This is a genomic window from Burkholderia sp. D-99, from assembly GCF_011605345.1.
Lineage (GTDB): Bacteria > Pseudomonadota > Gammaproteobacteria > Burkholderiales > Burkholderiaceae > Burkholderia.
The window spans coordinates 762,555-780,156 of record NZ_JAAOXM010000001.1 but is presented as its reverse complement, the minus strand read 5'-3'; the positions used below and the strand labels follow the sequence as shown (position 1 = coordinate 780,156).

Here is a 17,602-nt window from a genome sequence, read left to right as displayed (position 1 = left end):
ACGCAACATGGAAGGAGCGACATGGGCATCCGGATCATCCAGCTCGGCACGCCGCGCGCGGCCGGCGAGGGCCTGCGGATCGGCACGGTGCGGCGGCCGCCGCGCGGTGTGCCGAAGGCGGAATTCGCGTCGCGCAACTACTATGATGTATGGCTGCCGACGCTGTCGCCGAGCCCCGAACTCGTCGCGCAGGCGCAGGCCGCCGAAACGGACGCCGAATGGAACGCGTTCCGGCGTCACTTCCGCGCGGAGATGGCGCATGGCGATGCGCCGAAGGTGCTCGACCTGCTGGCGGCGCTGTCGGCGACCACCGCGTTCTCGATCGGCTGCTATTGCGACGACGAACGCCACTGCCACCGCAGCGTGCTGCGCGAGCTGCTCGCGGAGCGCGGCGCGGCGATCGAGCCCGACGCGGGTTGAAAGCGCGCTGAAAGCGGACTCGAGCGGCGTCTCGCAGCCGCGCCGGCACGCTGTTGCGCCGTCATCGTGCGGCGCAGCGAACCGGTTGACGTGGGTCAAGCGTGCAGGCGCGCGCGCCACTATGCTCTTGTCATGGAGCCATCACGACGATGACAGACGGACAGATGCAGATTGTCTTCCCGCCGGAACCGCCCGAATATTGCGCACGCGACCTGGTCGTAGCGTTTTCGGCGCTGGTCGACGGGCGTTGCGTACAGTGCGCGGTCACGGCCGAGGCGCTGGAAGATCACTTCGGCGCGCCGTCGCTGCTCGAACGCGACCTGCTGGCTGCATTCGAAGCGCACCGGTCGGCGATCGAGGCGATGGCGCGACGCATGCTCGAGGAAATCGGCGGCCGGCCGGTGCTGCTGCACAGCGGCCACTTCCGGCTCTGAGACGGATACCGCAGGAGGGCGCATGACACTGCAGGGCAACATTCACGAACGCGACTGGTCCGTCGAAGTCGAGACGCGCCCGTGCGAATCGGGCGAATACCGCTGCCGCGTGTCGGTCGAGCATGGCACCGGTGCCGCGCGTTTTCACCACACGTTCGAGCACAGCCATGCGTATCCGACCGAACGCGAGGCGATGATCGAAGGGCTGCGGGCCGGCATGACGTGGATCGAGATGAAGACGTCGCAGACCTTCAACGTATGAACGGTCCCGCGCCAGCAAAGGCGCGGGCAGACTTATCGGCCGGGCAGCGATCGAAGAAATCGCGCCGTGCCGCGGGCAACACGCGCCACCGCCTTTCAGTGCGGGCGGTGCACGCAAGGCGGTCGACGAGCGGGCGGCCCCGTCAGGAGACACGACATGGGCGTGGGCATGCAGATCGCCTGCCACGGATTCGCGGGTTCCGCCGCGATCGAAGCCGAGGCCGGCGCGCAGCTGGTGCGGCTCGAACGGTTTCGCGCGCGGATCGGCGGCTGCCACCTCGCCATCGAAGCGCATGGCGCCGTCGATGGCGCACGCCGCTACGACGTGCGGCTCGACCTCGTGATGCGCGACACGGCGCTCTGGCCGCTGCCGCCGTGCGTCGGGGACGACGTGAACGACGCGCTGCGCCGCGCGTTCATGCAGGCCGAACAGGCGCTGATCGCAAGCCAGGCGGGCGGTGCAAGGGTGGGGTTGCGCGACGCGGCGGCCGGTGGCGCGGTGCAATGAGGCATCGCACGCGATGCCGCGCAGGCGGCCGGGCGTCGCCCCGGCCCGTCAGACCCGTGCGAGCGCTTGCGAGTCGATGATGCGCACGCGCTTGCCGCGCGTTTCGACCAGCGCTTCACGATGGAACCGCGAGAACATCCGGCTGACGGTTTCGAGCTTCATCCCGAGATAGCAGCCGATTTCCTCGCGCGTCATCCGCAGGTTGAATTCCGTCGCCGAATAGCCGCGTGCCTCGAAGCGCGACGACAGGTTCAGCAGGAAATGCGCGACGCGTTGCTCGGCCGACATCGTCCCGAGCAGCAGCATCTGGCTCGATTCGCGGACGATCTCGCTGCTCAGCATCTGGTACAGGAAGTGCTGCATCGGCTTGATCTCGCGGCACGCCGCTTCGAGCGCGCCGAACGGGATGATGCACACGACGCTGTCTTCGAGCGCGATCGCGTCGCAGCAGTGCTGGCCGCCGCCGATGCCGTCCATCCCGAGCGTTTCACCGGCAATCTGGAAGCCCGTCACGTGCTCGCGGCCGTCGCGATGCATCAACACCGTCTTGAAAGAACCCGCGCGCACCGCATAGATGCTCTGGAACGGATCTTCGGTGCGGAACAGCGCGTCGCCCTGGCGCACCTGCCGGGTCGTGCAGATGATCGCGTCGAGGCGGCCGTATTCGGCGGCGGTCAGTTGCGGCGGCAGGCACATCGAGCGCATCGCACACGCCGAGCAGCGTGCGGCGGGATGTTTGGCGGCGTCGGCGCGCGTGACCGCGCGAAGCGGAATCGTCGGCCGGGGCGTGATGGCTACGTCGGCGGCGCAGGCGGTGGCTGTGGACATGAGTCACTCCGGCTCGTCAGGGGCGGTGCGCGTGAGCGTGCACCAGGGATTCGATGACACGGCATGCGGCGTCGAATTCGACGGTCTTGTCGAAGAAGTAGTCGGCTCCGGCCGACGCGCATGCCTCTCTGAATGCCGGCGCCGAGTGATTCGTCAGCACGATCGTGACGATGCGCGGCGCCGCCTTCGACAGCGTCCCGATCAGGTCGAGGCCGCTGCCGTCCGCCAGCCGCAGGTCGACGATCACCACATCCGCCTGGCTGCTGCGGATATGCGTCCACGCGTCCTGGCCGTCTTCCGCCTCGCCCACGACGGCGACGCCGCGGATCGCGCCGACGAGCAGCGCGATCCGCTGCCGGACGGCGACGGCGTGATCGACGAGAAACACCCGGAGCGTGGCGGGCAACTGGCTGGCATTCATGCCGGCAGTATCGTGTTGCGCCGCCGAAAATGAAATCGGCCGAATTGGAAGTTGATGTAGGCCGCTGCGACGCGTTGTAGGGCGATTCCTACAACGCGTACGGGAAACCGCCGGAGCGGCCTCGGTGTGACGTGCCGCGTGTGCGGCAGGCGGGCCGTGCTGCCGGATCAGCCGGCCCGGCGTGCGTCCAGCGCATCGCGCGCGGTGCGGCACGCGGCCAGATCCCACGCGGCGCAGCCGACGCTCTTGAACAGCAGCGGCCCGGTGCGGTCGAATGCGCCGCCCAGCACGTCGGCGAGCGACGCGACGTGCTGCCAGTCGACCTGCGCGACGATCAGGTCGCCGGCTTCGTGGCGGGCGCCGACCGGATCGTCGACCACCAGCCGGCTGGCGCGCACCGTGTTCGCATCGATTTCCGCTGCGTCCGCGGTGAACGCGCCGACCCCGACCACGAGCCGGCCTTCGCGCGCGGCTTCGCGATAGACAGGCGTGCGGCTCGTCGTCAGCGTCACGACGACATCGATCGCATCGGGAATCGCGTCGCCGTCGAGCGGCACGAGACGCGGCGCGTGCGCACGGTGCGCGGCGCAGAATGCGGCCGCGCTGTCGGCACGATTGCCGCGCACGTGCAGGCGCGTTTCGGGAAAGATCGCCGCGAGCGCTTCCGCATGATTGGCCGCTTGCTTGCCGGTGCCGATCAGCAGGATGTCGCGCGGCGCGGCGCCGTGCAGTGCCTGGATGCCGAGCGCGGTGATGGCCGCCGTGCGGCGCCCGGTGACCGTCGGGCCGTCGAGCGCGAAGCGCATCTCGCCGCTGGTCGCGTCATAGGCGGTCACCTGGCCGAGGATCGTCGGCAGCCCGCGCGCGCCGTTGCCCGGACACACGTTCACGAGCTTGTGGGTCGCGAGGTCACGCGCGCTCGACGGCATCGACAGCATCACGCCGCCGGCCTGCAGCGGCACGACCAGGCGTTCGGGGCTGACGATCTCGCCCGCCGCATAGTCGGCGACGGCCTGCCTGAGCGTGGCGAGCAGCGCCGGGTAGTCGAGCAGCGCGGCCGTGTCGGCCGCGTCGAAAACAGGAATCGGGGAAAGAGCGGTCATCGTGTACGTCGTATGCGTCGGTGAGCGTGGACGACGGGCGCATGCCGCGCCCGCCACAGGGCTGCCGGATACCGTGACACAGGGCAGTGTGGATCAAATCTATACCACTTGCTGGCCCACCCGCAACCCAGAAAATAAAGCGCCTCGCCGGTTTTGGTTCTAATATCTGTCCAGAAGGGCCTTCATGGCCTCGATGCCGGCGCGCTCCGGTATAGTGCGAACCCATTCCAGATTCACGCCCGCGACCGGGCAGGAGCCACACGATGATGTCCGCGCGTCCCGACTTACTCGAAGGCGGTTTCAAGCCGCTGCAGATCTACGAGCAGGTGGCCGAGAAGATCCGCGACGAGATCCGCGCGGGGCGCTACGCCGCCGAGTCGCGGCTGCCGTCCGAGCGCGAACTTGCGGGGCTGTTCCAGGTCGGCCGGCCGGCCGTGCGCGAAGCGCTCGGCGCGCTGCAGAACGAGGGGCTCGTGTTCACCAAGCGCAATTCGGGAACCTACGTCGTCGCGTCGCCGCTCGACGTGCTCGCGCAGCGCGGCGACATGCACAGGGCGTCCGAAGCCGATTTCAGCCCGACGTCGACGCTGGACGTGCGGTTGATCCTCGAGCCTGCGATCGCGCGCCTCGCGGCCGAACACGGCCGGGCCGACCCCGGCGCCGAACGCTATCTGGCGCAGATGGAAACCATCACCGACGTCGACGATCCGCATCAGCGCGCGCTGTGGAACGAGAGCGACCGGCTGTTTCACCGGCAGCTCGCGCTGATGACCGGCGATGCGCTGATCGTGAAGATCGCGGACGAAGTCGCGAAGACGATGGACCAGCCGCTGTGGAAGCGGTTGAAGGACGACGGCATCTACGATGCGGGCCGGATCCGGCTCTACGTGTCCGAACACCGGCTGATCTACGAGGCGATCGTATCGGGCGACGCCGACGCGGCGGCGTTCTATGTCGAGCAGCACATCCGCCGCGTGCGGCGCGACATTGCGCCGAAGTGACCGCGCCGGCGTCGTTCTGGTCTGAAAAATGACCAGAATCGAAGATTTTATTTTGAAATTGCTTGCATGGTGACCACGCGTGTCCTACATTGGTTTCACACAAAACCAATCAGGAGACATCATGCGACACCTCGTTACCGCGCTCTCGGTGGCCCTCGCCGCCGGCGCGCTGACTTCCGCGCACGCGCAGGAAGTCGTGATGATCGGCCATTCGGCGCCGCTGACCGGCCCGCAGGCCGCGAACGGCAAGGACAATGAAAACGGCGCGCGCCTCGCCGTCGACGAACTCAACAAGGCCGGCGTCAAGGTCGCCGGCAAGACCGTCACGTTCAAACTGGTTTCCGACGACGACCAGGCCGACCCGAAGGCAGGCGTGCAGGTGGCACAGAACCTCGTCGACAAGGGCGTCGTCGCGGTGCTCGGGCCGTACAACTCGGGCGTCGCGATTCCCGCATCGCGCGTGTACTCGACTGCCGGCGTGCCGATGCTGCCGGTCGCGTCGAACCCGGCGCTGACCAAGCAGGGCTTCAAGAACATCTTCCGGATCGGCGCGAGCGACGAGCAGCTCGGCGGCACGATGGCCACGTTCGCCGCGAAGACGCTGAACGCGAAAACCGCCGCCGTGATCGACGACCGCACCGCGTACGGGCAGGGCGTTGCCGAACAGTTCATGAACGTCGCGAAGGCGAACGGGATCAAGATCGTCGACCAGGAATACACGAGTTCGTCGGCCACCGATTTCCTCGGCATTCTCACCAAGATCAAGGCCAGCAACCCCGACGTGATCTTCCTCGGCGGCTATGCGGCACAGGGCGCGCCGATGGCCAAGCAGATGAAGCAGCGCGGCCTGCGCGCGAAGCTGCTCGGCGGCGACGGCATCTGCTCGGCGGACATGGGCAAGGTCGCGGGCGACGCGGCATCGATCGTCTACTGCGCGCAGGGCGGTGTCGCGCTCGAGAAGACGGCGGCCGGCCGCGAATTCCTGAAGAAGTACCACGACACGTATCACACCGATACGCAGGTCTACGGCGTGAACTACTACGACGGGATGAAGCTGCTCGCCGATGCGATGGTCAAGGCCGGGACGACCACCGACAAGGCGAAGCTGATCGCGCAGCTCGCGAAGTCGAACTATGCGGGCGTCGCGGGCACCTATTCGTTCGACGCGAACGGCGACCTGAAGGGCGCACCGACCACCGTCTACGTGATCCGCAACGGCCTGCCGGAACCGTACGCGAAGTAATCGCCGCACCAGCCTGTCACCGGACGGCGGCGCGACCGCCGTCCTTCGTTTCCACGCATCCGATCGACCATGAAAATTTCCCGATCCCTTTCCACCGTCGAAGTGCATACAGGCGGCGAAGCGTTCCGCATCGTCACGAGCGGGCTGCCGAGGCTGCCGGGCGACACGATCGTCCAGCGCCGCGCGTGGCTCAAGGAGAACGCCGACGAGATTCGCCGCGCGCTGATGTTCGAACCGCGCGGCCACGCCGACATGTATGGCGGCTACCTGACCGAGCCGGTCTCGCCGAATGCCGATTTCGGCGTGATCTTCGTGCACAACGAAGGTTACAGCGACCATTGCGGGCATGGCGTGATCGCCCTGTCGACCGCTGCGGTCGAACTCGGCTGGGTGCAGCGCACGGTGCCGGAAACGCGGGTCGGCATCGACGCGCCGTGCGGCTTCATCGAGGCTTTCGTCAAGTGGGATGGCGAGCATGCGGGGCCGGTGCGCTTCGTCAACGTGCCGTCGTTCATCTGGCAACGCGACGTTTCGGTCGAGACACCGTCGTTCGGCACCGTGACCGGTGACATCGCGTACGGCGGCGCGTTCTACTTCTACGTCGACGGCGCGCCGTTCAACCTGCCGGTGCGCGAAGCGGCGGTGGAAAAGCTGATCCGCTTCGGCGCGGAAGTGAAGGCCGCCGCGAACGCGAAGTATCCGGTCGTGCATCCGGAGATTCCGGAGATCAACCATATCTACGGCACGATCATCGCGAACGCGCCGCGCCATCCGGGTTCGACTCAGGCGAACTGCTGCGTGTTCGCCGATCGTGAAGTCGATCGCTCGCCCACGGGCTCGGGCACCGGCGGGCGCGTCGCGCAGCTCTACCAGCGCGGGCTGCTCGCGGCCGGCGACACGCTCGTCAACGAATCGATCGTCGGCACGGTCTTCAAGGGGCGCGTGCTGCGCGAAACGACGGTCGGCGAGATCCCGGCCGTGATTCCGGAAGTGGAGGGCAGCGCGCATATCTGCGGATTCGCGAACTGGATCGTCGACGAACGCGATCCGCTGACCTACGGTTTCCTCGTGCGCTGAGCAGCGGCGCCGATTGGCCGCCCTCGCGCGGTTTCCCGGTTGTAGTACCAGGTTTGGCGCGTCGTTCCCGTTACGGGGCACGCGCCTTTTTTGCGTGCGAAACGCCGGCAAGGCCACGCGGTGCATGCTCGCGCAACGCCGCCACGGGTCGGCGGGCCGCGCGAGTTTGGTACGATGCACCCTTTTCAGCCGAGCTCCACCCGCGTGAATCGCCGAAACGTGTCGTCAGTGCGTGACTTCTGTGCCAGATGGGTCGCGCGCGCCCAACCCGTCGCGGCTGCCGCCGTCGCGAGGGTCAAGCCTCTCACCGCCGTTGCGTGGCACCATGTCCGCCACCCGACGCGCCGCGGCGTGCTGCTCACGGCTGCCGCCGTGCCGGCGCTGTTCGTGGTGTACGTGGTCGTGCTGATTCCGTTCACGCCGGGCATCGGCGACATCCGCAAGGCGCGCGTCGACCAGCCCGCGCAAGTGCTCTCCGCCGACGGCAAGCTGCTGGCCGAATTCAAGCCGTCGAACCGCGAGTGGGTGCCGCTCAAGCAGATCTCGCCGCACATGGTCGACGCGCTGATCGCGACCGAGGATCACCGCTTCTACGAGCATCACGGCCTCGACTGGAAGCGCACGGCGTCGGCCGCGCTCCATACCTTCTCGGGCAGCCGCCAGGGCGGCTCGACGATCACGCAGCAGCTCGCCCGCAACCTGTATCCGGACGAGATCGGCCGTGCGCCGACGCTCACGCGCAAGGTGAAGGAGGCGATCACCGCGCTGAAGATCGAGGCCGTCTACAGCAAGGACCAGATCCTCGAGACCTACCTGAATACGGTGCCGTTCCTGTACAACGCGTACGGCGTCGAGATGGCCGCGCGCACCTATTTCGACAAGTCGGCCGACGAGCTCGACGTGCTCGACAGCGCGACGCTGGTCGGAATGCTGAAGGGCAACAGCTACTACAACCCGGTGCTGAACCCCGAGCGCGCGCTGCAGCGACGCAATACGGTGCTCGGCCAGATGGTGAAGTACGGCAAGCTGTCGCAAGCGCAGTTCGCGCAGTTGCAGCGCCGGCCGCTGCGGATCGACTTCGAGCGCCAGAAGGAGCCGCCGGGCCCGGCGCCGCATTTCGCGCAGCAGTTGCGCAAATGGCTGATCGCGTGGGCCGACCGCAACGACTACAACATCTACTCGGACGGGCTGATCGTGCGCACGACGATCGACTCGCGGCTGCAGCAGATGGCGACGCAGGCGCTCATGCTGCAGGGCAACCAGTTGCAGGGCATCGCGAACAACGCGTGGAGCGGCCGCGACGGCTGCGGTACCGACAACGAGGTATTCCGCACCTTCATGCGCGAGTCGCCGGAGTACAAGGCCGCGCAGGACGCCGGCAAGGACGATGCGGCCGCGATGAAGCTGCTCGCGGCTGACCGCGGCTTCATGCGCGCGCTGTGCAAGACGAAGACCGACGTGCAGGCCGGTTTCCTCGCCGTCGATCCGCGCAACGGGCAGATCCGCGCGTGGGTCGGCAGCCGCGACTTCACCAACGAGCCGTTCGACCACGTTGCGCAGGCGCGACGCCAGCCGGGCTCGACGTTCAAGCCATTCGTCTATGGCGTCGCGTTCGCGAACGGGATGAAGCCGGACGACACGTTCATCGACCAGCCGGTCGAGATCCCGCTGAAGGGCGGCGAGATCTGGCGGCCGAACGACGACGTGCCGCCCACGGGCAAGCCTATGACGCTGCGCGACGCGGTCGCGCTGTCGCGCAACCGGATTACCGCGCAGGTGATGGAGAAGGTCGGGCCGGCCGCCGTCGCACGGCTCGCGCGCGACATGGGCGTGCGCGACAGCCCGCTCGAACGCGTGCCGTCGCTCGCGCTCGGCACGAGCCCGGTCACGCTGAAGGAGATGGTCGCGTCGTACGCGACGATCGCGAACGGCGGGCTGTATGTCGAGCCGCAGATGGTGACGCGCATCGAGAACCGCCAGGGCGACGTGCTCGCCGAATACGCGTCGGCGCCGCCCGAGCGCGCGCTCGACGCCGAAACCGACAAGACGCTGCTCAGCGTGATGCGCGATGTCGTGACGCGAGGCACGGGCGGCAGCATCCGCACGCGCTTCGGCATTCGCGGCGACGTGGCCGGCAAGACGGGCACCACGCAGGACAACGCGGACGGCTGGTTCATCCTGATGCAGCCCGGTCTCGTGGCCGGTGCGTGGGTCGGTTTCGACGACGGCCGCGTGACGTTGCGCAGCGATTACTGGGGGCAGGGCGCGCACAGTGCGCTGCCGATCGTCGGCGATTTCTTCCAGCGTGCGCAGCGCGCCCGGATCGTCGACACGAAGGCGAAATTCGACACCGAGCCGTCGCCGGGCTGGTTCGCTTCGCTGCGCGAGCGCGTGACGGACCTGTTCGACACGTGGTTCCCGCCCAAGCCGGAGAAGGCGCCCGCGCCGGTCAGGACGCAGCGGGTGGAGCGGGCGCCCGAGGCTGACGCAGGCGCGGCGTCGGATGCCCTCGCGGCATCGGCGCCCGAAGCGGCGTCCGGCGGGATCGTCGAGGAATGGGTGCCGGCGTCCGAAGTGGCCGCGTCGGCCGCCGCGCTGTCGGCCGGCGTATCGCAGCCGCAGCCCGCGCAGCCGCCAACGGGGGCGAGTCCGGCGAGCGGCGGCAGCGCGGGCCTCGGTGCCGCACCGGCCGCCGCCCCTTCGGCGGCACCGGCCCAGCCGCCCGTGCCGGTCGCCCCCGACGCGACCGGGGCTTCGCAGTAACGGAGCCGTTCAGATTTCGCGCGACGCTGCCGTAATCATGTTGTCATGACAGCTCGCGCGGTCGCTCCGCGCCTCTCCGATGAGGCTATCTTCCGACTACGTCCCGCTCGCGCGCGACGATCTCGCCGCCGGCGTCCCGCTCGGCTTCGATCTTTACGATGCCGACGGCGCCGCATTGCTGCCGGCCGGCACGGCGCTGCGCGATGCCGCGCAGCATGCATTCCTGTTCGACCATTTCCGGCCGGTACGCCGGCGCGACGACGCCGAAGCCGAGCCGCGCGTGCCTGACGCGGCGCCGCACGCGACACAGATGGGATTGTCGGCAGGCGCCGCGATCGGCATCCGCCGCCGGGTCGGCACGACCCGCGGGCTGCAGCGCTACCGGCTGATCGGCATCGCCGCATCGGGTGCACTGTTCGTCGAGCCGCAGCCCGCGGCCGCGTTCGACTTCGCGCATGGCGACGACATCGAGGCCGTGGCGATCGGCCGTGCCGCGGTGTCGCGTTTCGGCGCGACGGTCGAGTCGGTGCAGGCATCGGGCGGCACGCGGTTCCTGATCCTGTCGCCGCCCGGCTTCGTCGACCGGCTGCGCACGCGCGCGGAGCCGCGCGTGCCGGTGCGGATCGCCGCCTGCTGCGCAGGCGGAGCGGAGGGCGCGGAAGGCATCGGGATGGTGCACGACATCAGCGTGAGCGGGCTGTCGATCGCCGTCGACCGGCCGATCGCCGCAACCGGCGAGCCCCTGCGTGTGCTGCTGCCGTTCGCGGCGGGCGACCGGGTCGAACTGCTGGCCCTCGACAGCACGGTGCGGGCCGTTCATGCCGATCCGGCTGCGCCCGCGCTGACGCTTCATCACGCCGCGTTCGGCGAAACCGGCGCCGACGACCTGATTCGCCTCAAGGCGCTGCTGTTCGACCGGCTGATGCCGTCGCCGGGGCGCTGATGCGCGGCGGGCACGCCGGGTGCCGTATCGCGGCATTCGGTGCGTGAACGCCGATAATCATCTGATGATTCAGTGGATTCCGCGACGATTGTATGTTTTCCGTCAACAGTGAATTCGCGATTTAAGTATTTACCCTGATATCGCAGCCTCCTAGACTTCTACTCATGCGCAACGACCCCGAGTCCGAAGCGCCTGACAAAACAATCCTGGAGGTAACGCATCATGAAATCACTGATCAAGGCAGTTGCACTGGCCGCTCTGGTGGCCGCACCGGTCGTTTCGTTCGCCCAATCGAACCAGCAGCCGCTGACGCGCGCGCAAGTGCGCGCCGAGCTGGTCCAGCTCGAAAAGGCCGGCTACAACCCGAACGACTGGATCAACTACCCGGAAAACATCCAGGCCGCGCAGGCAAAGATCGCCGCCGCTCAGAACACCGGCGCGCAAGCCGATGCAACGGGCTACGGTTCGAACCCTGTCGGGACGTCGCAGTCGGGCCAGCGCGTGCTCGTGCCGGCCGCAACCGACCGTTCGTCGGTGTTCTTCGGCCACTAAGCGTGGCAGCGCCCGCAAGGGCGCCCGGCTTGGCGTCTTTTCTGAAACCCGTGCACGGTATCCGTGTACGGGTTTTGCATTTTGGCTGCCCGGACGGGGGCCGCGCGAGCGCGCATCACCGGCTGCTATCCGTCTGGCGGGCCCGCGTCGCCAGCACGGCCGCGACACCGCCGAGGATCGCGGCCGATGCGAGCGCGAGCCGCCAGGTCGGTTGTTCCGACAGGAACAGCACGGCGCCGCACGCGGCGATGGGCGGGACGGAGAGCTGAACCGCCGCGGCGCGCATCGCCGTGAGGTGCCGCAGCGCGGCGTACCAGAGCACGTAGCCGAGGCCCGAGGTCAGCGCGCCGGAAAGCACGGCGAGCACGACGCCGGCCGGCGTGACGTGAAAGCGGGCGGCGAGCGCGACGCTCAGCGCGAGTGCCAGCGGCGCGGCACGCAGGAAATTGCCGGTGGTCGCCGCAACCGGATCGACCGGCCGACGGCCGCGTATCGAATAGATTCCCCATGCAATGCCCGCGGCCGTCATCAGCGCGGCGCCGCGCGGCGTCGGCGCGGCGAGCCCGGGCGACACGAGATACACCAGCCCGCCGAGCGCCGCACCGAACCCGGCCCAGCCGGCCGCCGCGAACCGTTCGCCGGCGTGCCATCCGGCCGCAAACATCGTCAGTTGCACCGCGCCGAACAGGATCAGCGCGCCGGTGGCCGCGCTGACGGTCAGGTACGCAAACGAAAAGCACGTGACGTACACGAACAGCATCGCCGCGGCGGGCCAGTCCGCAGGCGGGGTGGGCCGTCGCGCCCCCGCGCGCGCGACGATCGCGAGCATCAGCGCACCGGATACGAGGCGCAGGCTGCCGAAGCTGGCCGCGTCGATCCGCCCGGCCTGCAGCGCGAGCCGACACAGCAGCGAATTCGACGCGAACGCGAGCATCGCGATCGATGTCAGCGCGGCGACGCGCGCGCCTGGCCGGACATGCAGCGCGAAAGTGGAGGCAGGCGGTCGCATCGCGGGCCTCACGCGTGGCTGGCGACGATCAGCACGGCCGCGCCGAACAACGCGACGCCGAGCGGCGCGGTGAGCGCCTGCCCCCACGACGCATTCTTCTCGAGGGCCATCACCGCGGCGAGCGACAGCATCCAGCCGAGACTGCCGGCACCGACGACGAACATCAGCAGCATCAGCGCCCAGCAGCAGCCGACGCAGAAGAGCCCGTGGCTGACGCCGAGCGCGAACGCGTGACGCATCGGCGTGCGCCCGCGCCAGCGGCTGATCACGAAACTGAAGGGCGTGCGGCAACGGTCGAGACAGTGCGTCTTCAGTCCGCTGAACTGGAACGCGCCGGCGAGCGCGAATACGGCCGCGCCGATCAGCCAGCCGCGCCACGCGAGCGCCGGCATCCGCGCGACGCCTGTCAGCAGCAGCCCGTGCAGACCGTGCGCGATGAGGCCGAAGCCGCTCCACGTGGCAACGTAGCCGATGCCGACGAGCACGAGCAGGCGCGTCTGGTCGGGTCGGCTCGCGACGACGCGGGCGAACGCATCGAACAGCGACAGCGTCGTCGGCAGCATCATCGCGAGGATCATCAGCGTCCAGCCGGCCGCGTCGAATGCGGCCGGCAGCCACAGCGTGCCGCCCGGCAGCGCGCGGCAAAGCGTGCTGAACGGTGCGGACAATGTGCTGTCGCCGTGGTCGAGATATCGCCCGTACGGACTGCGTGTCCACGCCCACAGGGTGAGCCACGCGAATGCGGCGAGGCTCGCGAGCACGAGCGGAAACAGGCGCCGATGCAGTGACGCAGCCATGACCGTTGGCGTGCGATCGCGTTTCACGCGTCGAACAGGAACGTGCTCTGCAGCGCGTTGTGATTCTTCAGATCGACGTCGATGCCGATCGCCGCATTCTTCGACCGGTAGACGGGCGCCTTGCCGACGAACACCGGTGCGCCGGGCACCGTCGAGAACACGGTGTCGGTCAGCGTCGTCTGCGCGCCGCTCGGGCCGAGGTACGGTTCGAGTTCCGCGTGGTAGTCGGTGCCGATCGACAGGGTGCCGCGCGCCCCTTCGACATTGAAGGTGATGGGCGCGCGTTCGATCGACACGACCGTGCCGATCAGCTTCGCGAGTTCGGCGATCGGGCCGCCGGCCTGGCCCGTGTAGACCTTGAGCAGCGCCTGCTCCTGCGCGTCGGACGCCTTGTCGCTCACATAGATCGCAGCCGTCCAATTGCCTTGCAGGATGTTGCCCGGCACGCGGCACACGGCGGCGATCGTGTTGCCGCTGACGTCGACGCCGTCGATGGTGCCCTTGTCGACATGCCAGGCGACGATCGTGTCGCAGACGCCGAAATCCGGATCCTCGCCGATCCAGCACGGGCAGAGTACGCGGCAGTTGCAGACCTCGAGCAGACGGCCTTCCAGGTGATAGCTCATGATTCCCTCCAGGGAGCGACGGTGATTGCACGTTGGGCCGGGTGGAGGAATCTGACCGACGAATCGTCACCCCGCTCGGCGATGCGAACGCGAAATGCGCTGAGGAATGCGCGGAAGCGGAGACGGGATGGATGCGATAGCGCGGGCCTGAAGCGGCGTATCGATTTTCAAGTGTAGGTTCGGAAGGCCGATATGCAAGGCGTCGCATGGGTTGCGATGCCGGCTGACAAGCCGGCGCGCGTGCGCTAGCATCGCGATCGGTGTCGCCGCCTGGGCACGGCGGCCGATGCGCGACAGCGCGGCAAGCCCGGCACCGGGTTCCACGATTTCAACGAACAACAAGGAGCATCCATGCGTGTCTTGACCGGTCTGCTGTGCGCGCTGGCGCTGACGGCGAACGTCGCCCATGCGCAGGCGAATTGTGCCGACGCGACGGATCAGGCGGCGATGACGGCATGCGCCGACCGCGCGTACAAGAAATCCGACGGGGAACTGAACCGGACCTACCAGGCCGTCACCGCGCGCCTGCGCGATGCGCGGCCGCTCGCCGACAAACTCGTGAATGCGCAGCGTGCATGGATTGCGTACCGCGATGCCGAATGCAACTTCTCCAGCGCGAACGCCGAGGGCGGCAGCGCGTATCCGATGGTCGTGTCGACCTGCCTCGACGATCTGACGAAAGCGCGCACCGAAACGCTGAAGGGCTACCTGTCCTGCGAGGAAGGCGATCTCGCGTGCCCGGTGCCCGCCCGGTAAGCGGGGTGCGCCGCCCGGTCGGGCGCATGCCGCGCGGGCGGGCGGCGTAGGCCATTCGCTGGCAGACGTCGTCCGTTACACGTCGTCCGTTTCGTCGAGCAGCTTGTGCCGCATCGCGTAACGCACCAGCGCCGCTTCGTGCGGCATCTGCATCTTTTCCAGGATCCGCGTCTTGTACGTGCTGACCGTCTTCGCGCTCACGCATAGCGCATTGGCGATCTCCGTCAGCGTCTGGCCGGCGGCGATCCGCCGGAATACGTCGAATTCTCGGTCGGACAGCCGCTGGTGCGGCAGCGTCTCGGCCGGCTCGTTCAGGCTTTGCGCGAACTGCTCGGCCATCGCCAGGCTCACGTAGACGCCGCCCGACGCCACCTTCGTGACCGCGCCGACCAGCTCGGCGCTCGCGCTTTCCTTCGTCAGATACCCCGACGCGCCGGCGCGGAACGCGCGCACCGCGTATTGCTGCTCGGCGTGCATGGTCAGCACGAGCACGCGCAGCGCGGGCTTCTCGTCCTTGATCTGCTTGATCAGTTCGACGCCGTTGCGGCCCGGCATCGACAGGTCGAGCACGAGCACCTGGGCGGGCGTGGCGCGCACGAGCGCGATCGTCGACGGGCCGTCGCAGGCTTCGCCGGCCACCTCGAATCCGGTGGCGTTCTGGAGGATGTGCCGCAGACCGTCGCGTACGAGCGTATGGTCGTCGGCAATGAGCACCTTGATCATGTGATGAGCGTTTCCTGTTGTACTGTGCCGAGCGGTAATGCGACGGTAATCGAGAAACCGCGTGCGAGCGCTGTGTCGATCGTCACGGTGCCGCCCAGCATGTGGGCGCGTTCGCGAATGCCGATCAGGCCGAACGATTTGTCTTCGTGGGCCGGGCCGCCTGGCGCCGAGCCGCGGCCGTTGTCCGCGACGCGCAACACGCAGAAGCCTTCCTCCACGTCGAGCCTCAGCGCAACGCGCGTCGCATCCGCATGGCGCGCGACGTTCGTCAGCGCTTCCTGGACGATCCGGAACAACGTGGTCGCGCCCGCGCTGGTGAAGGTGAGGCCGCCCGTTTCGATGTGCCGCTCGACGTCGATCCCGTAGCGGTTCGTGAAATCGTTCGCGAGCCATTCGATCGCGGGCACGAGGCCGAGATCGTCGAGCATCACGGGCCGCAGGTCGGCCGCGATGCGCCGCACCGATGCAACTGTCGTGTCGATCAGCCGCCGCATGCCCTGCAGGTGCGACTGCACGCCCTCGTCGGGCGCGCGGCCGGGCACGCGCAGCTGCTGCTCGACCACCGACAGATCCATCTTCAGCGCGGTGAGCTGCTGGCCGAGGTCGTCGTGCAGTTCGCGCGCGATGCGGGTCTTTTCCTCTTCGCGCACGTTCTGCAGGTTCGCCGACAGTTCGCGCAACTCCTCGCGCGACAGCTTCAGCGCGTTCTCCGCGCGCAGCCGCTCGGTGATGTCGCGCAGCATCACCGTATAGAGCTTGCCCGACGCGTCGCGGATCTGCGAGATCGATGCCTCGATCGGGAACTCCTCGCCATTCGCGCGCAGCCCGAACAGCACCCGCTGGCGGCCCATCTGCCGCTCGGACACGCCGGTCACGCCGAACTGGTCGACGTGCTTCGCGTGCGCGGCGCGGAACCGTTCGGGGATGAAGCGCGACAGCGGCGCACCGATCGCCTCCATCGCGGACACGCCGAACACCTGCTCGGCCATCGGATTGAAAATCACGACCGTCTGTTTTTCGTCGATCGTGATGATCGCTTCCATCGACGAACGGATGATGCCCATCATCCGCGCCTCGTTGAGGATGCCGCGGCTGCTCGCGCCGGAATCGGCGGCGCCGGTGCGGCCGCGCAGCAGCGCATGGACGAGCACCGCGAACGCGATCGACGCGATCAGCCCCGCCGCGAGCACGGTGCCGGCCGCACGCTGCGCGCCGGTCGCGCTCGGGCGGCCGTCCGCGGAATAGGCGAGCGTCAGCACGGTGCCGCCGAAATTCAGCTCGTCGGTGCGCCGCATCAGGTCGGGCGATGCCGACGCCTCGTCGGTCGTCGTTTCGACGCTGACGATCGCACGCCGGTCGCCGCCGGCGGTCATCCATACGTCGATTCCGCGTTCCGCGTCGAGCGCGCGCTCGATCAGGCGCCGCGGGCTCAACGCCGCGAACAGCACGCCGTCGGCGGCGCCTTCGCGTGTGCCGGACGGCGGGGCGGCTGCATGCGGCGACCCCGCGACCGGCAGGAACAGCGTGAGGGTGCGGGCGTCGCGGGACGTGTCGTCGTCGGCCGGGTGGACGCCGAGCGCGATGTCGCCGGTCTGCAGCGCGCGCGAGAGCGGCGCCGCGTCGGATGCGCCGAAGCGCACGACGGGTGAATTCGACGCCGGCGCGCTGAGCGCGGCGGCCGCGAGCGTGCCGGCCGGCATCGGTTTGGCGGCGGCGAGCGCGGTGCGCGTCGCGGGCGGCAGCGGCGCATAGCCGATCTGGCGAACCGGCGAGCGGCCGCTGTCGAGATCGAGCTGGTCCGCATACCGGCGCCATTGCTCGGGCGTCATGCCCGGGACGAGGCTGAACGCGCCGCGCGCGCCTTCGAGCACGGCAACGCCGGACTGCAGCTCGTGGCGGAGCATCGCGGTCACGTGCGTCGTGCGGCGTTCGAAACGCGTATGGACAGCGCCTTGCCATTGCTCGCGCACGAGCAGCGCGACGCCGAGCGACAGCGCCGCGCCGGCGCACAGCACAACAACGCCGGCCGCGAGCGGCTGGCGTAACATGATCTGGAGGCGCGTGGGCCCTCGGGCGTCACGCGTCGGGGTTCCACTTGCGGTCATTCGATGGCCATTCTGTTGTCGGGGGCCGCCCC

At 68.6% G+C, this 17,602-nt stretch carries 19 protein-coding genes; 11 read left to right on the top strand and 8 right to left on the bottom strand.

Features of this window, described 5'->3' with window-relative positions; all coding sequences use genetic code 11:
* Positions 1-21 precede the first annotated feature (21 nt).
* The 4 genes from HAV18_RS03415 to HAV18_RS03400 all read left to right on the top strand — a co-directional run bounded on the left by HAV18_RS03415 (position 22) and on the right by HAV18_RS03400 (position 1,623).
* On the top strand, positions 22-420 hold the full coding sequence (locus tag HAV18_RS03415) for a DUF488 domain-containing protein (protein WP_011355271.1): 399 nt from the start codon (positions 22-24) through the stop codon (positions 418-420).
* 149 nt (positions 421-569) lie between these two features.
* Positions 570-854, top strand: coding sequence for a DUF1488 domain-containing protein (locus HAV18_RS03410; protein WP_166952771.1), 285 nt, complete (start codon positions 570-572; stop codon positions 852-854).
* Between the two features lie 22 nt (positions 855-876).
* Positions 877-1,116 (top strand): UDP-glucose 4-epimerase, encoded by a 240-nt coding sequence (locus HAV18_RS03405; protein WP_166952768.1) that lies wholly within the window; start codon positions 877-879, stop codon positions 1,114-1,116.
* A gap of 156 nt (positions 1,117-1,272) precedes the next feature.
* Positions 1,273-1,623 carry a metal ABC transporter ATPase gene (locus HAV18_RS03400; protein WP_166952765.1) on the top strand — a complete coding sequence of 117 codons (351 nt, stop codon included), beginning with the start codon at positions 1,273-1,275 and terminating at the stop codon, positions 1,621-1,623.
* Between the two features lie 48 nt (positions 1,624-1,671).
* Here the strand turns inward: HAV18_RS03400 and HAV18_RS03395 are convergent, their stop codons facing one another.
* The 3 genes from HAV18_RS03395 to lhpI all read right to left on the bottom strand — a co-directional run bounded on the left by HAV18_RS03395 (position 1,672) and on the right by lhpI (position 3,975).
* On the bottom strand, positions 1,672-2,451 hold the full coding sequence (locus HAV18_RS03395) for a helix-turn-helix domain-containing protein (RefSeq protein WP_166952762.1): 780 nt from the start codon (positions 2,449-2,451) through the stop codon (positions 1,672-1,674).
* 16 nt (positions 2,452-2,467) lie between these two features.
* Positions 2,468-2,872 (bottom strand): response regulator transcription factor, encoded by a 405-nt coding sequence (locus tag HAV18_RS03390; RefSeq protein WP_166952759.1) that lies wholly within the window; start codon positions 2,870-2,872, stop codon positions 2,468-2,470.
* A gap of 167 nt (positions 2,873-3,039) precedes the next feature.
* Positions 3,040-3,975 (bottom strand): bifunctional Delta(1)-pyrroline-2-carboxylate/Delta(1)-piperideine-2-carboxylate reductase, encoded by a 936-nt coding sequence (gene lhpI, locus HAV18_RS03385; protein WP_166952756.1) that lies wholly within the window; start codon positions 3,973-3,975, stop codon positions 3,040-3,042.
* A 263-nt stretch (positions 3,976-4,238) separates the two neighbouring features.
* Between lhpI and HAV18_RS03380 the strand changes: the two genes are divergently transcribed.
* From HAV18_RS03380 to HAV18_RS03355, 6 genes are all read left to right on the top strand, one after another.
* A complete protein-coding gene (locus tag HAV18_RS03380; protein WP_166952753.1) occupies positions 4,239-4,976 on the top strand; it encodes a FadR/GntR family transcriptional regulator in 738 nt (245 codons plus the stop codon).
* A 121-nt stretch (positions 4,977-5,097) separates the two neighbouring features.
* Entirely contained in the window at positions 5,098-6,219 is a 1,122-nt protein-coding gene (locus HAV18_RS03375; protein WP_166952750.1) for a branched-chain amino acid ABC transporter substrate-binding protein, read from the top strand.
* A gap of 69 nt (positions 6,220-6,288) precedes the next feature.
* Positions 6,289-7,296 (top strand): trans-3-hydroxy-L-proline dehydratase, encoded by a 1,008-nt coding sequence (lhpH, locus tag HAV18_RS03370; protein ID WP_166952747.1) that lies wholly within the window; start codon positions 6,289-6,291, stop codon positions 7,294-7,296.
* A gap of 174 nt (positions 7,297-7,470) precedes the next feature.
* Positions 7,471-10,059, top strand: coding sequence for a penicillin-binding protein 1A (locus HAV18_RS03365; RefSeq protein WP_166952744.1), 2,589 nt, complete (start codon positions 7,471-7,473; stop codon positions 10,057-10,059).
* 79 nt (positions 10,060-10,138) lie between these two features.
* Positions 10,139-11,002 carry a PilZ domain-containing protein gene (locus HAV18_RS03360; protein ID WP_166952741.1) on the top strand — a complete coding sequence of 288 codons (864 nt, stop codon included), beginning with the start codon at positions 10,139-10,141 and terminating at the stop codon, positions 11,000-11,002.
* A gap of 222 nt (positions 11,003-11,224) precedes the next feature.
* A complete protein-coding gene (locus HAV18_RS03355; protein ID WP_166952737.1) occupies positions 11,225-11,554 on the top strand; it encodes a DUF4148 domain-containing protein in 330 nt (109 codons plus the stop codon).
* Positions 11,555-11,669: 115 nt separating this feature from the next.
* On the opposite strand, the gene HAV18_RS03350 is transcribed toward HAV18_RS03355, so the two are convergent.
* From HAV18_RS03350 to HAV18_RS03340, 3 genes are read right to left on the bottom strand one after another with little or no spacing between them, the layout of a single operon-like run.
* The gene (locus tag HAV18_RS03350) at positions 11,670-12,563 is read right to left on the bottom strand and encodes a DMT family transporter (RefSeq protein WP_166952734.1); all 894 of its coding nucleotides are present in this window, start codon (positions 12,561-12,563) and stop codon (positions 11,670-11,672) included.
* Positions 12,564-12,571: 8 nt separating this feature from the next.
* A complete protein-coding gene (locus HAV18_RS03345) occupies positions 12,572-13,360 on the bottom strand; it encodes a DUF2182 domain-containing protein (protein WP_166952731.1) in 789 nt (262 codons plus the stop codon).
* A 23-nt stretch (positions 13,361-13,383) separates the two neighbouring features.
* Positions 13,384-13,986, bottom strand: coding sequence for a DUF1326 domain-containing protein (locus HAV18_RS03340; RefSeq protein WP_166952728.1), 603 nt, complete (start codon positions 13,984-13,986; stop codon positions 13,384-13,386).
* A gap of 351 nt (positions 13,987-14,337) precedes the next feature.
* Between HAV18_RS03340 and HAV18_RS03335 the strand changes: the two genes are divergently transcribed.
* Entirely contained in the window at positions 14,338-14,742 is a 405-nt protein-coding gene (locus tag HAV18_RS03335; protein ID WP_166952725.1) for a lysozyme inhibitor LprI family protein, read from the top strand.
* 75 nt (positions 14,743-14,817) lie between these two features.
* On the opposite strand, the gene HAV18_RS03330 is transcribed toward HAV18_RS03335, so the two are convergent.
* Positions 14,818-15,465, bottom strand: coding sequence for a response regulator transcription factor (locus tag HAV18_RS03330; RefSeq protein ID WP_006483707.1), 648 nt, complete (start codon positions 15,463-15,465; stop codon positions 14,818-14,820).
* The gene (locus HAV18_RS03325) at positions 15,462-17,570 is read right to left on the bottom strand and encodes a PAS domain S-box protein (RefSeq protein WP_166952721.1); all 2,109 of its coding nucleotides are present in this window, start codon (positions 17,568-17,570) and stop codon (positions 15,462-15,464) included. Before HAV18_RS03325 ends, HAV18_RS03330 begins: the two co-directional genes overlap by 4 nt.
* Between the last annotated feature and the right edge of the window lie 32 nt (positions 17,571-17,602).